The 14,642-nt window shown below is 59.4% G+C and carries 9 protein-coding genes; 2 read left to right on the plus strand and 7 right to left on the minus strand.

Annotation, left to right across the window (positions count from 1 at the left end; genetic code table 11):
* Positions 1–282 precede the first annotated feature (282 nt).
* The 3 genes from A15D_RS00005 to acnA form a co-directional block, all read right to left on the minus strand.
* Complete coding sequence (locus A15D_RS00005) at positions 283–906, minus strand: GNAT family N-acetyltransferase (protein ID WP_102790249.1); 624 nt, start codon at positions 904–906, stop codon at positions 283–285.
* Entirely contained in the window at positions 906–1,181 is a 276-nt protein-coding gene (locus A15D_RS00010; RefSeq protein ID WP_102790250.1) for a hypothetical protein, read from the minus strand. The genes A15D_RS00005 and A15D_RS00010 overlap by 1 nt, the downstream gene beginning before the upstream one ends.
* A 142-nt stretch (positions 1,182–1,323) precedes the next feature.
* Entirely contained in the window at positions 1,324–4,074 is a 2,751-nt protein-coding gene (acnA, locus tag A15D_RS00015) for an aconitate hydratase AcnA (protein ID WP_102790251.1), read from the minus strand.
* 283 nt (positions 4,075–4,357) lie between these two features.
* Here acnA and A15D_RS00020 point away from each other — a divergent pair, with 283 nt between their 5' ends.
* Together A15D_RS00020 and A15D_RS00025 are read left to right on the plus strand one after the other, a co-directional pair.
* Positions 4,358–4,978, plus strand: coding sequence for a 1-acyl-sn-glycerol-3-phosphate acyltransferase (locus tag A15D_RS00020; RefSeq protein ID WP_102790252.1), 621 nt, complete (start codon positions 4,358–4,360; stop codon positions 4,976–4,978).
* 171 nt (positions 4,979–5,149) lie between these two features.
* The gene (locus A15D_RS00025; protein ID WP_102790253.1) at positions 5,150–5,734 is read left to right on the plus strand and encodes a helix-turn-helix transcriptional regulator; all 585 of its coding nucleotides are present in this window, start codon (positions 5,150–5,152) and stop codon (positions 5,732–5,734) included.
* Positions 5,735–5,808: 74 nt separating this feature from the next.
* Here the strand turns inward: A15D_RS00025 and A15D_RS00030 are convergent, their stop codons facing one another.
* The 4 genes from A15D_RS00030 to A15D_RS00045 all read right to left on the minus strand — a co-directional run bounded on the left by A15D_RS00030 (position 5,809) and on the right by A15D_RS00045 (position 14,552).
* Positions 5,809–8,850, minus strand: a complete 3,042-nt coding sequence (locus A15D_RS00030; protein WP_233191979.1) for a parallel beta-helix domain-containing protein — start codon at positions 8,848–8,850, stop codon at positions 5,809–5,811.
* A 37-nt stretch (positions 8,851–8,887) separates the two neighbouring features.
* Entirely contained in the window at positions 8,888–11,386 is a 2,499-nt protein-coding gene (locus tag A15D_RS00035) for a membrane dipeptidase (RefSeq protein ID WP_102790254.1), read from the minus strand.
* A 292-nt stretch (positions 11,387–11,678) separates the two neighbouring features.
* On the minus strand, positions 11,679–13,274 hold the full coding sequence (locus A15D_RS00040) for an AarF/ABC1/UbiB kinase family protein (RefSeq protein ID WP_102790255.1): 1,596 nt from the start codon (positions 13,272–13,274) through the stop codon (positions 11,679–11,681).
* Between the two features lie 108 nt (positions 13,275–13,382).
* Complete coding sequence (locus A15D_RS00045) at positions 13,383–14,552, minus strand: helix-turn-helix transcriptional regulator (protein ID WP_146026814.1); 1,170 nt, start codon at positions 14,550–14,552, stop codon at positions 13,383–13,385.
* Between the last annotated feature and the right edge of the window lie 90 nt (positions 14,553–14,642).

Below are 14,642 nucleotides of genomic sequence, written 5' to 3' on the forward strand. Positions count from 1 at the left end.
GATGGACAACATAGAATCTCCTACGGCAAGTGAGGGGGGGAAATCGGGCCTTTCCCGGAAATCCGCGATGAGCCAAAAAAATGGCCGTCGGGGGAGACGGCCTTAAGGGGGGAAGTGTGGGGTCAATCCGTGACCCCGGGTGTTCAGAATGAGCGCAAATGGTGTTGGGTAGGCCGCGCATTCTGCGCTGCCGATGAAATCATTCTAGTGGCACGGGGAGGCCGAACCCACGGCACCGGTTTGGCGGGTTTGATCAGATTTTTTGATGAATATACGGTTTATTTACTGAAAGTTACCCAATGATTTGCGCATAAGGTGGCGTTTCAGATTGACGCCACCCCGATCTGCTTGCTCCTCCCCTTCACTGTCGAAACCCATGAAGCGAAAGAATTCCAGTGCGGTCAGGCTGGCGTGGGTGGTCAGGCTGGGGATGCCTTCGACCCGGGCGCTGTCTTCCAGATGCTGGTAGAGCAGGGTAGCAATGCCCACCCGGGCGGAGTCCGGGTGCACGTAAACCATATTGATGTTGTCGGCAATGCGCTGGGCAAACCCCACCAGTTCATCATCCCACTGCGCCACCACGGTTTCCCCTTCACTCAGCAATGAGATCAGGCTGTCGTAGTTCTGGCCACGACTCCAGGCATCACGTTGCTGCTGATCGTATTCGCCAGCACTGCCCACTTGTATGGCATCGCGGAAGACGCCGAGCAGACGGTTCAGGTCGGCCACTTCCAGCGGCCGGATCTGGAACGGCAGAAAAGGGGCCATCGGGTCGGCAGGCGGAGGGGCTGGCACCTCAGATTGCGGCGTTTCCACTGACGGTGCATCGTCTTCGGGGCGGGGTGCCTGCTGAGGCGTCGCGTCTTTTGCCGGGCCCTGAAACAGGCGGCGTAACCATTGCAGCATCAGGGGGGGGGCCCGTGTTGTTGTGATTCTTGTGAGGGCTGCTTCATGGCGTCGATTTGGGCTTTCAGTGCTTCCAGGTAAGCATCTTGCTGCTCCAGCAGTTCCTGGGTGGTTTCCTTCTGCTGCAGAAGGTCTTGCTCCCTGGCTTCCAGTTCTTGTTGTTCGCGCAGGCGTGCATCGCGCTGCTCGGCGGTGAGCAGGTCGCTGTCGTCAAACGATTGCGCCGCCGCTGGCAGTGCCAGGGCGCAACAGAAGATCAGGAGTACAGAGCGCACGGAGTTCCCCAAAACTCGTTGTGAAGCAGAGTCAGCATAGCAAAAACCGGGCGCGGAAGGGAAAGCCCGGTGGTGATTGCGGGAGCGGGGCAGGCCACGGTGGCCCGCCATCGCGGTGGAGCTCCCACAGCAGAGGGTCGGGTTATCCCTTCATCATCTGACGCAGCACATAGTGCAAAATGCCGCCGTGTTTGTAGTACTCCACTTCCGCGGCGGTATCGAGCCGGGAGAGCGCCTCCACGGTCTGTTCCTTGCCATCACGGCGGAACACCACCTTTACAGTTTCCCCTGCTTTCAGGCCGTTGCCCAACTCCGGAATATCGACGATTTCACTGCCGTCCAGGTTCAGGGTCTTGCGGTCGGTGCCTTCCGGGAACTGCAGTGGCAATACCCCCATGCCGATCAGGTTGGAGCGGTGAATACGCTCGAAGCTTTCGGCAATCACCGCTTTCACCCCGAGCAGGTTGGTGCCCTTGGCCGCCCAGTCGCGGCTGGAGCCGGTGCCGTATTCCTTGCCGGCGACCACCACCGTAGGGACGCCATCCTTCTGGTAACGCATGGCGGCACCGTAGATGGAAATTTCCTCGCCCTGGGGCAGGTGTTTGGTAAAGCCGCCTTCGATATCCGGGGTCATCTCGTTGCGGATACGGATATTGGCGAAGGTGCCGCGCATCATCACTTCGTGATTCCCCCGGCGCGAACCGTAGGAGTTGAAGTCGATGGGTTCCACATCGTGGCCCTGCAGATAATGGCCAGCGGGGGAATCGGCCTTGATGGCGCCGGCAGGAGAGATGTGGTCGGTGGTAATGGAATCGCCAAGCAAGGCGAGAATCCGGGCGTCTTTCACCGGGGTCACATCATCGATTTCGGCGGTAAGCCCGTCAAAGAAAGGCGGGTTCTGGATATAGGTGGATTGGCTGTCCCAGTCATAGGTCTGGGAATCCGGGATTGGCAGGCTCTGCCAGGTCTCGTCACCGTCAAAGACACTGGCGTACTGGCTGCGGAACATGTCGTTGTTGATCTTGACCAGCTCCGCCTGAATCTCATCGGAGCTGGGCCAGATGTCCTTTAGGTAGACCGGGTTGCCATCGTTATCCTTGCCAATAGGGTCTTTGTCCAAATCGATTTTCACTGTGCCGGCCAGGGCGTAGGCCACCACCAGCGGCGGTGAGGCCAGCCAGTTGGTGCGCACGCTCTGGTGGACCCGGCCTTCGAAGTTACGGTTGCCGGACAGCACTGAGGCCACCACCAGATCGCCGTCGGCAATGGCTTTGTCGATGGCGTCCGGCAGGGGGCCGGAGTTGCCGATGCAGGTGGTGCAGCCGTAGCCGACCAGATCGAAACCGATGTCGTTGAGGGGTTTCTGCAGGCCGGTGACGTCCAGATAGTCGGTCACCACCTTGGAGCCGGGGGCCAGTGAGGTCTTCACCCAGGGCTTGCGGTTGAGACCTTTTTCGGCGGCTTTTTTCGCCACCAGACCGGCCGCCAGCATGACGCTGGGGTTGGAGGTGTTGGTGCAGGAGGTAATGGCCGCAATTACTACATCGCCGTGGCTGAGGTGGTGTTTCTGGCCGTCGATGGTGACGGGAACGTCACCACCGCTGGGCTCGTGGTTGCCCACGGCGGTTTGACCGCCTTCCCCTTCCAGCTTGCTGATTTCATCGTCGTTGAGCTTGAGGGTCTCGGTCACTACGTCAATGAAGGTGCGTTTGACGGACGTGAGGGGAACCCGGTCCTGGGGACGTTTCGGGCCGGCCAGGCTGGGCACCACATCGCCCAGATCCAGTTCCAGCACATCGGTAAATTCCGGGTCCGGATCGTCGCTGGAGCGCCACAGCCCTTGCGCCTTGCAGTAGGCCTCGACCAACGCGATGGTGTCGGGGTCGCGGCCGGACAGTTCCATGTATTCGGTGGTGCGCTCGTCGATGGGGAAGAAACCGCAGGTGGCGCCATACTCGGGGGCCATGTTGGCGATGGTGGCGCGGTCGGCCAGGGTCAGGTCGGCGAGGCCGTCACCAAAGAATTCCACAAACTTGCCGACTACCCCGCGGCGGCGCAGCATCTCGGTGACCGTGAGTACCAGATCGGTGGCGGTGATGCCCTCGCGCAGCTTGCCGCTGATCTTGAAGCCGATGACCTCGGGGATCAGCATGGCGATGGGCTGGCCGAGCATGGCGGCTTCGGCCTCGATACCGCCCACACCCCAGCCCAATACGCCGAGGCCGTTGATCATGGTGGTATGGGAGTCGGTGCCCACCAGGGTATCCGGGTAGGCATAGGTGTTGCCATCCTGGGCCGGCTCGGACCAGACACCCTTGGCCAGGTATTCCAGGTTGACCTGGTGGCAGATGCCGGTGCCCGGTGGCACCACCCGGAAATTATTGAAGGCTTTCTGGCCCCAGCGCAGGAACTGATAACGTTCACGGTTGCGCTGGTACTCGATATCCACATTTTCAGCAAAGGCCTGCGGGTTGCCGAATTTGTCCACCATGACCGAGTGATCAATGACCAGGTCCACCGGTGACAGGGGGTTGATGCGGGTGGGATCGCCACCGGCCTTGCTGATGGCATCGCGCATGGCGGCAAGATCGACTACACCGGGAACGCCGGTGAAGTCCTGCATCAGGACCCGGGCCGGGCGGTAGTTGATTTCGTTGTCGGAACGCTTGTTGTCCAGCCAGCGCACGACCGCTTCCACGTCATTCACGGTGACGCTCTCGCCATCTTCATAGCGCAGCAGGTTTTCCAGTAGCACTTTGAGCGAGAAGGGAAGCTTGCTGAGATCACCCCAGCCCTTGTCGGCGACCGCGTTGAGGTCGAAATAATGGTAGGTCTTGCCGTTGGCTGTCAGCGATGACTTGCTGTTCAGGGTGTCCTGGCCAATCCGTGTCACTGCACACCTCCTGGGTCGAGAATGGGCTCGCCGCCGTGGTGTCACGGCGTAAAGCGGGACCGCAGGGCCCATAACACAATGACACCAGGACCCTGCGTTATGAATACCCTCATACTACGCGCTTATGGCGTCCACATGAAATGTGTGGCGAATGGGGTTTTTCAATCTTTGTCATAGGCCATGGGCACCGCCTGTCCACTGGGACGCACGTTGGTCTTCAAGGTCAATGAGAGTCATCGGCGCCCTGCGTATGATCGCGGCACTTTTGTCGAGGATCCTGTTTATGGCCACCAGCGATTATCCGCGTCGCGGTAATGCATTTTCCCGGGCGTGCGCGCGCGGTTTCCTGAAGCTGATTGGCTGGAAGGTGGTCAGTCCGTTACCGGCCTTGCCCAAGGCGGTGATTATTGGCGGGCCGCACACGTCCAACTGGGATGGCATTGTGACCCTGGCCGCCATGATGCAACTGGGCCTGGATGCGCATGTGATGATCAAGGACAGTGCCTTCAAGGGACCGCTGGGCTCCCTGTTACGCTGGATGGGAGCCCTGCCCATTGATCGTAACAAGGCCGGGGGAGTGGTCGAGCAGACTGTCGCCCAGTTCAACGGCGCCGAGCAGCTGTTCATGATTGTGGCCCCGGAAGGCACGCGCGGTGGTGCAACACAATGGAAAACCGGGTTTCATCGTATCGCTCATCAGGCGGGTGTACCCATTATCGTTGCGACGGCCGATTACCGAAAAAAGGAAATTGATTTTCCGTTGGTGGTGGAGCCCGGTGATGATCTGGATGCAGATCTGGCAACGATCTTTTCTACCTACGCCTCTGTGCATCCCCGGCACCCGGGCAAACTCTCAGCACCGTTGAAAGCGTTGCGAGCAAAGGACCAGACCAAACAGGGTTGATCAGGATTAGGGGGCGTAGCCCCTTCGATCAGAAAAACACTTTGCCTGTCTTACTGCCTCCTTATCGTCAGGGCTGTTTGTCCCGGTAACGCACACTGTCCTCAAGTAAGTGTGTCGTATTCGAAGGTCCTGTCCGTCTCATTGAATGACATCAACGAGAAGGGAAAGGGCATGCAAGCGGTCGCATCATCTCAATATCATCACCATCCTTCTGTCAGCCAGCACTCCGGCATGCTGGAGGCACTACTCGATAGTTTTTCCGGGGCGGTTATCGTGTGTGAGCCTGGTGGGCGGGTGGAGTACGCCAACCAGGCCGCGGAGCAGCAGCTGTGCCTGGATTTGCAAGGGCATCGTTTGGGGCTGGCGGGTACAGGAAATGGCCTGCGGTTCAAGCGAGCTGTCAGAGCGCTGAGAGATGCCCCGGATCAGCCGCAGGGGCTGGAGTTACAAATTGGCGGGCGGCCCTGCATTTTTCAGGTGAGTTTTCTGGACGGCAAGCAACGTTGGTTGCGGCTGGTGTCCTGCAGCGCTTTGGTTGCCGGCACTGATCCGCTTGCCCTGGCCGCTCAACAATACCGTTTTACCCCGGCAGAAACCGATGTCGCGAGTTATTTGCTGCAAGGAAAAAGCGCCAATGACATTGCTGCGATTCGCCGCAGTTCCCGTGAAACCGTCAGGAGCCAGATCAAGTCGCTGTTGCAGAAGACAGGAACCCGTCGCCAAGCCGCATTGATTACCTTGCTGGGCGGGTACTGAAAAACCTCCCCGCAAGCGGGGAGGGAAGGTTGCCTCCCGCGAACGGGAGGCGGAGGGGGACGGGTAACGGACGTTTAGTTGCTGCAGCCATTGGCGTTGGTGTAGCTACCATCGACCACGTTATTGATCCACTGATCCAGCAGAACGCTGGCTTCGCTGTGCGTCACGCTGCGGGCGATGGGGGGCATCATCCGTTGCGGGTCGTTCTCTGCCGCGACCCGGCAGGAGACGATGGAGGCACCAGCATCACCGGGCACCAGTACATGCTGACGTCCACAGGAACCGCCGCCGGTGGCAGTGGGTTTCTTGCATACGCCGTAGCTGGCATTTACATCACGGAAGTGATCCAGGTAGTAACCGGTATTGGAGGCGGCGCCCTTGTCGTTATGGCAGTGCTGGCAATTCACCTCCAGATAGGCTCGGACCCGGCTCTCGATATCCGCCGCTGAGTGGGCGGTCTCACCGCTGTCACCCGGGACATTCCAGCGCGGCAGATGCTCGATATTGGTGGCAACGCCATTGCTGATGGTCAGGGCCGGTACGCCGCTCAATATGCCCAGATCCTGCCATTGTTTGAGCTGATTGATCTGCGGGAATCCCCCTTGGCCGCTGTTGCCCATGAACGCCGACTCAGGCTGATAAGCGCGATTCAGGTTTCGAGGCTTGGGACCGATCGGGGCGCTGCCGGCAGGTTGGTCATCATTGCCGTGACAGGTGATGCACTGGTTGGCGTTGGGAATGCTATAGCTGGCGGTGCTGCCGGTGAGCAGGGTGCCGGAATCCGCATCCCGGTAGTGCCAGGATGCCGATGCGGTTCCGCCATTCATGGCCAGCCGGGCAACCTGCTTGCCATCCACCTCTTCCCAGATATAGGGCAGACCGGTCCATACCGCGCTGCCCTGGCTGTTTTTGCGTTTGATCAGCAGGCGGGTTTCCACCGGCACCTCGGTGCCATTGCTTTCATCGGTAAAGGCAAAGGTCTTGGCGATGACGGTGCCGTCCGGGAAGTGAATGCCCCCGTTGAGGTTGTTGCCTTGCTGGCCGTCGCGATACACCGCTTGCTCACCGGGTGGGACAAAAACAACCCGGTATTTGGTGGCGTAGTCGGAGAACAGTTTGCTGTTCAGGACAAAGGGCTGGCCGCTTTCGTTTGGCAAGCTGCGCGGGTCTTGCGGATCGGCAAACAGGTTGTACTGGTCCAGCGTCGGGCAGTTGTAGTTCAGCGCCTCGCGGTTGATTTCACCTTCTGCCACGTCGGCGGAACAATAGAAATCGACCACTTCATCGGAGGGTGCCGGATCGAACTCGCCGCTGGGCTCGAAGGGAGGAATGTTAACTCGCGGTAGCGAAGCCAGTGTCTTGCCAAAACGGGCCTGACAGTCATGGTCAGACAGTCGGGTATCCGACGGCATATTGAGCAACCCTTCCAGTACGTCCAGCAGACCGGCAGGCGACAGGATCGACAGATCCTGGTCGGCAATGGCCAGTACCAGTTCCAGGCCGTCGGTGCCGTGGAAGTTAAGGTAAGGGGCGCTGTCTTCAGACAGCTCGTTGCTGTGAATGCAGGAGCCCCATTCCGGCTGGATACGTTGCTTGTTTTCGTCGAACTTGTAGGCGTTGTAGTGACAGCTGGGGTTCGGGTGCTCGTTGGTGTGGACCGGTTTGCCGCTGTCCCACATCGGCACCGGATCGCCATTGCTGTCTACCGGATAAGGGCAGTCTTCATCCAGTTCATCGCGCAGGCCATCCCAGACAATGTGTGCCCCTTTACCCAGGTTAAGCACATTGGTGAGGCTGCCCAGTAATTGCGTCGGGTCGTTCAGGGTGGGCAGGTTTTTCAGTCCGATGAGGAAAGGCAGAACGCTTTCGACCTCGCCATTGGCGACTTTTTCCAGATCCGGTGGAGGCAGGTCGTAGCCAGAGTTTTTCATCACGTTATCGTGAATGTGCAAGCCTTCGGTATACGGATCCAGTTTCCGGTCTGCGGTATTGTCCTTGCCGTCGATCAACTCATAACTGACGTAAATTACGGCGGCGGTGCTGTGATCTTCGAACGTGTTGTTGAGCACCTCGATATTGTCGTAACCCAGAGTAATAAAACCGGTTCCCCGGGGAACAACCGATACCAGCCCACTGTGGGCAAAGTTATAGGTGTTGTTGTTACGTGCCACGTTATTGATCATCACCGAGGTATCCCCGTAACGGGTGATGTTCTCCAGGTCATAGATCAGGAAGGCGCCGGTATTACATTCCGCCAGGTTGTTGTCGTATTCCCCGCCCTGAACATTTTCGATTTCAAATCCCATGACGTTATAGGCGGCACGGCTGTCACGGATGATGGCGGTGTTGGTCTGACCGACATAAATCCCGGCGTCACTGGCACCGATGGATTCGCTGCCTTCGACCAGAATGTTTTCTGATTCCACCGGGTAGATGCCGTAGCGGCCGCTGGCGGAGCTTGGCACATAGTCCGGGGTGGGGTCGCCTTCATTGAAGGGGGGATGGGTACAGGAAACGTGGATTCTTTCCTCATAATTATCAGCGGTGATGGGCTCGCCACCACCGGACCAGATGGCCCGCACATTCCGCAGGGTGCCCCATTTGACGCTCTTCAATTTAAAGGCATCGCCGGGGGAGTCGAGGATGGTCAGGTCTTCTACGGTAATGCCGCGAATGTTCAACGCTTCCAGCCCGGTGACGTTGACGCTGTCCTTGAATGACAGGATGGTCTCGTCCTTGCCGCAGCCCTTGATCAGCACGTCTTCGGTGGCTTGAATCAGCAACCCCTGGTCGAGTTCGAAGTACCCGCACTCGAATTGCAGGGTATCTTTAGGGCGCAGCTGTACCATGGCGTTGACCATGTCCTCGGTGGCATTGTCGCCGGGGCTGATGATAAAGGTACGACCGACCGTGTCGGGCGGGGTCTCGCCGTCATCACCCCCGCCGTTGTCGTCGCCATTATCACCACCGTCACCGTTTCCTCCGTCATCGCCGGTATTGCCGGTGGGGGTATTATTGGGTGCCGGGCTGCTGCTGTCGCTGCCCCCGCAACCTGCCAGTGCCAACGTGCTTGCCAGCATTGTCATCGCCAGCAAACGCCATAGTGTCTTTTTCATGATGGATTCCCCTCATTATGAAATCAGCAGGTGTCCGTTAGCGAACGGCCTGCTCCAGTCGTTCCCACATCCGTATGTAGGCTTCCGCCGAGGTGAATAACTGGTTCACAGCATCGTCCACCTGCTCCTGAGACCGGTCGCTGTTGGCCACCATGTCGGCAATCTGGTCCGGGTATAGCCCGTAGTGCGCCACGCCCCGGCCTTCGTACAGGCTGAAGGCGTGGTCACCGGTGAGTTGTTTGTCGAACACCACGCGGCCGTCCACGGAGGTGAACGGGTAAAGCGTATTTTCCTGATCGGGCGTGCCGGGGTTACCGGCCAAATTGGCAATGCCGTTGACGTCTGACGCAAAGGCGGCACCGCCAAAGGGGCCGACCTTGTAACTGGCCGGGCGGGGGCGGTTGCCATCGCGGGTGAGCTGGTCCACCCAATCGCCGCGGACGCTGCCGAAGGAGGCGGTAACCCCTCCCTGGTTGGCAACACGATCGCGCAACGCTTCGGTGCCACCCCAGCCGCCATGACTGTTGATGACCGGATAACCGCGCGGTGCTGTGAGATCAAGGATTTCGGTGGCGGCCTTGCGACTGATGTGATCGGTTTCAATCATCATCCCGCGCTGGGTCAGCTCCTCAATCAGGAAGAAGCCCAGGTCGGTGAGGCCGCGGGTGTTGCACAGGTGGTCGGTGCCACGACGCGGGTCGTATTCCGCCAGCCCTTCAGGGGTGGCGGGGAAACGGTCGCCGATATAGTCAATCTGGAACAGCAGCTGGTCGAGGATGCCCAGTGGCTGCAGGGCATCGGCCAGCGGGTTTTCGTTATCACTGTGGTGGTGATCCGGGCAGTCTTCGAACTCAATGGTATGGCCGGTTTCCAGCAGGTTGCCGCCGTAGAGAATGGCGCCGATACCAATGCCGCTGGACAGGTCTGGCAGGTGGCCGCCGAAGGCGTTATCAAACTTGTGCACCGGGAACAGGCTGCGCACATCCATGGCATAGAGTCGATCCAGCCGAGTCACGATCTCGTCCCGGGAGCACTCCGCGACCCCCAGAAACTCTCCACAGTTAAGTGCCTTGGAGGCCTCGACCCCGAGGATGACGGCCATCTTGCCGTCTTCAATGACCTCGCGGGCCTGGCTGGGGCTGGTGACAATACGGAACCAGCCTTCACCGGGGCCGCCGTTCTGGGCATCAATATAGTCCTGCATGTCATGCATCAGCGTGGCCTGCATTTCGATGGCCGCCATGGTGTCGCAGTCATTCTGCTTTTGCGGGTTGAGCTGACAGAGAATCTCGTTGTGCACCAGGTGATTGACCAGCACTTTCAAGCCCGACAGGTGGGCACGTTCAATCCACTTGTAGTAGCTCTGGTGGTGCTGCAGGGAGTTGCTTCTTGGCCAGTAGGGAAAATCCGGCCAGCCACGGGTTTCGTGGGGGCCGGGGGTGCTGGTCACTTGCTCCAGTACCCCGGTGAGGCCCTGGGGACCATGGTTCTCGGCGCAATCATGCAGCGCGTGATCCACCCCGAACTTGTGGAAAGGGTCCCCGTAATTGATACGGCCACCGATAAATTCATAGGCAGAGATATGGCTGTGGGCGTCCACGTAGCCAAACAGGTCGTCGTCATCAATGCCCTCGGCCTGCTGGAAACGCGCAACGTCTTTCAGGTAAATAGCGGGCCCTGCGGCATCCACACTGGCGCTGAGGCTGGCTTCGGGGTAGCTGGCGCAGCCGTCAGCGGCGTGCAGGGTAAAGCGGGTGTTTTCCGCTTCCAGGCCGGGGGAGGTCAGGGTAAGGCCGTCATCGGTGGCGGTCAGTAACAGACCGGTGACCTGGGACGCGAGGGTGAATTGCGCCTCGCCACCGGGATTCAGGTTCCACACGCTCAGATCGCTGGCCTGATTGACGATCCCTAGGCGGGGTTGAACCGTGATATCCCCCAGTCCGCCGCCGATCCCGCCCAGGGTTTCCCCCAGTTCGCGCAACAGGCCGCCCAGGGGGGCGACCGGATCCAGTACCAGATTCAAGGTGTCGCCGAGACCGGAGACCAGGTAACTCAGTTCGCCGACGAAATTGCCGCTCTGATCAAGGAGCTCCCCGGCAGGGTCGCTGATGCCCAGCAGTTGTTTTTGTCCGCTGTCGCCGCTGTCTCGCTGATAGTCGGAGAGCAGCAGGTAGCTCCCCAGCGCGGTTGGTTTCATGTAGAACGCCGTCGCCTCGCTGGCGTCGCGTGTGGTCTGGTAGCGCTGAGCGTCGTTGTCTGCCTGCAGGAAGTTGCCCTGGCTTTGCAGCGTGTAACAACCGTTGGCGAAACCGTAGCGGTTCAGCGGGGTGGGCTCGACTGGGGCGGGATCGTCGTCTTCCTCTCCGTCGTCGGGTGTGTCGGAAGACGGGTCTCGAGGTTGTTCGCTGTTATTGCTGACGGCAGGTGTGTTGCTGCTGCCACCACCGCCGCAGCCGGCAAGCAGGCCGCTTGCGGTAGTGGCCAGAAGCAACAGATACAGGAATGACCTCGTGGAGGTCTGGCTGAGTTGTAGCATGGCTAACCCCTTTGGTGGGCCCGTCTGTGCGGACCGCATTCTTGTCTTATGAATTATTAGTACGTTTGTACAACTTTGGGGCGGCGTGGGGCTGTAGCGTTATTGTCAGTGTTGGTGAGTGTTTCTTTGCATCGGTAAGAGGGGTGCAACATAGATGAAGGGGAAGCGGCCCGGGAGGAGAGGGAACCGGGAGGTCGTAAACGTGGAGGGGACGCATCGCGATTGAGCGATCGTCCCCTCCATGTAAACAGTTTAATGAAGCGGTAAGCGCGGATAGCTCACCGCTGTGACGTCAAGCGGCCAGGCGGGGCGGATCCAGAGGCCGGGTCAGGTAGCCAAGCATGATGGCAGGGATATCCACGGTAGGCTGGTAGTGAAGGAACAGTCCTCCCAGGGTGCCAAAGACCCGTGCCAGCATGATGAAGTCGCCGGGCATCTTTTCCACGGGGTCATGCTCCAGACGGGCGAGCAGGGCCGTGACCTGTTCCATGACTTGCTCGGCACTGGGCCACCCCTGTTGTGGGGACGGATTGATGATGCTGTCACGGACTTGATCCAGAATCGCCGCCACAAAGGCCAACAGGGTGTCGGGATTGCCGCTGCGGGTGTGGAATCCCAGTTGCGACAGGGTGTCGCCAATCACCTGGCGGTCATCCACGACGCAAGCCTGCAACACCCGGAAGTAACCGCGACGGGCGTCATCAGTCAGCGCCTGTGCGCAGCCAAAGTCCAGCAGTACCAGTTCGTCATGCTCGTTGACCAGAATGTTGCCCGGGTGCGGGTCGGCGTGGAACAGGCCTCCGTGCAGTACCTGGGCAAACCAGGCATTGAGCAGGTTGCCAAGCATACGGCTGGTGCGCTCGGGGTGCGTGCCATGCAGGCGATCAAGCACTGTGGTCAGTTTGCTGCCCTGGACAAATCCGGTGGTCAGCACTCGCCGGGTACTCAGGCCGGGGATCAGGGAGGGCGTGGTGATCCCTTCTACCGTTTCCAGTTGCTGGCGGATTTGCTGCATCACCCGCGCTTCGCGGTGATAGTCCAGTTCTTCGCGTACTGTGCGTTGAATCTCGCTGACGATGGTGTCGATATCCATGGGCGGAAGGGCCGACTTCACTGCGTCCATGAAGACTTTCAGCAGGGTCATGTCCAGCTCCACCAGCTCGTCCAGGCCGGGGCGCTGTACCTTGACGGCGACCTCCTGGCCATCCAGCAGACGGGCACGATGGACCTGCCCGATGCTGGCGGCGGCCAGCGGATCACGATCAAAGTGGGCGAATAGTTGTTCTACCGGTTTGCCGAATTCTTCCTCCAGCACCTGACGGACTGTCTCGTAGGGCAGGGGGGAGGCCTGGTCCTGCAGTACCGCCAGTTCATCGATCCAGGCTTGCGGCAGCAGGTCGGGACGGCTGGAAAGCAGCTGGCCGATTTTCAGAAAGGCGCCACCTTGCTCCAGGGAGGTTTCGCAGAAACGGCGAGCGTTACGCTGATGCAGGGCCTGCAGGGCACTGTCTCGCATGCTGGCAGGCAGAAAGGCGGAACGAGTGCCCCACAGGCGATAGCTTGCTACCACACGTGTCAGCATCCAGCCGGTGACGGTCAGTCGCTTGAGGCGCATCGGCCAGCGGCGGGCTTCATCGGCCAACAGCTGCATTTCCTCGTTGACGGCCTGGGCGCCACGGCCGAATGCCTTGCACGCGGTGATGGCCTGATCGGCGAGTCCGCGGCCTTGCCAGGCGGTGCGTTCAATCGCACGGATGCAGCCTTCTACAACGGCAATCCAGGCTTTGAGCCCGCTATCTTTCTGTTTCTGGGTAGCGAAGTCATTCAGGGGTTGCCAGCTAGGCGTGCGGTCCTTGCCGCTGACTTCGACAGGTTCAGGGTGTTTCATTCGGCACCTCTCGGCTACCTTGTGAATGGTTGTTCACAAAGATAGAGGCTGAATGGAAGACCTGCAAGAAAAAAGTGTCAGCTGTCGGTCAATATTATTAACTAATTGTTATGAAAGCGTTTTTACCAGCATTGCCACCAGCTCTGTTTGTTTTCTATAGCCGTTTTTACTCAACAGGTTCTTGATGTGCTGGCGTGCGGTGTGAACGGATATGCCATTTTTGTCCGCGATTTCCGTGGCGCCGAGGCCGTGTACCAGTTCGGCGGCAATGGCGGCCTCAGCAGGGGTACACAGGAACAGGGACTGGAGTTTGCCGAGGTCCGGTGTCATGTCGATGCGGTAGTTGAACAGCTCGGCCAGCAAGCCATTGTGCTCAGCGCGTTCGGACTGCAGCGGGGTGAGGCAGATGGCAATGCGTTCGTCACGATTTTCAACAAACAGGGTTTGCGTGTCGGCTCGCCCCTGATTGGCATTGACCAGATTGGTGGTGATGGCATCGGCCAGCTGCCGGCTGAGCTTGTCATCGCTGCTGGTCAGTCGGTGACTGGCACTGATTTGCAGGCTTTGGCTGTTGTCGATAAGGGTACGGGCGGCCTGATTGGCCTGGGCGATGGTGGCCAACGCATTGAACACGATCATGGGTTTATTCACATGGTCCAGCGCCATGGCCAGACTTTCGTTATCGCTGCTTGATTGGTAGAGCTTGAAGTGCAGGGTAATGGCATTTTCGATATGCGGGGCCAGCAGGTTCATCTGCAGGATTTCCAGCTCGCTGTAGGGGCCGAAATCCTTGTGGCGGTTAGCCATGAAGACCACATTGGTGTCTGCCTGACGGGTGACCAGCATTCCGGCGCTGTCGCCCATGCCTACAGCTTCTGCCCAGGCCCGGCTTTCCGGATTGAGCATGTCGAGAATGGTCTTGCTTTCGTCGCCGCGCAGGAAGGAATCGAACTGCCTGGGCGGCAGGTGGCGAAAACGTGTCAGGGCTTCGTCTCGCTCCGGCAGGTCGCTGTTGATATACCACTGCTCGAAGCCTTCCGGGTAGCCAAACGTCCAGCCGTATACCAGCCTCTGCGGGTTGTCGCTGACGCCGAGGATCCCCCCTTGCAGAGCGTTGAAATGCGCCTGGAAGGCATCAAAAAAAGGCTGGAAGCCCTGGCTGTCATGCAGGCAGGCATAGAGTGTACCGACCAGCCTGTTGTAGGCCTGGAGTTGTTGCGGGGTTAGGCTGGCCTCTTCGGAGCGGTAATCTTGAGGGGTTGAGGAGACCAGTTTCATGCGACTTCCATGGGGGATGGCGGTAGACAATGACATTATCCACTGTCATGAAATGCACGCCAATGACGCTGGTTAGGCATCAGGTCACCG

The organism is Alcanivorax sp. MD8A (genome assembly GCF_002888555.1).
Taxonomy (GTDB): domain Bacteria; phylum Pseudomonadota; class Gammaproteobacteria; order Pseudomonadales; family Alcanivoracaceae; genus Alcanivorax.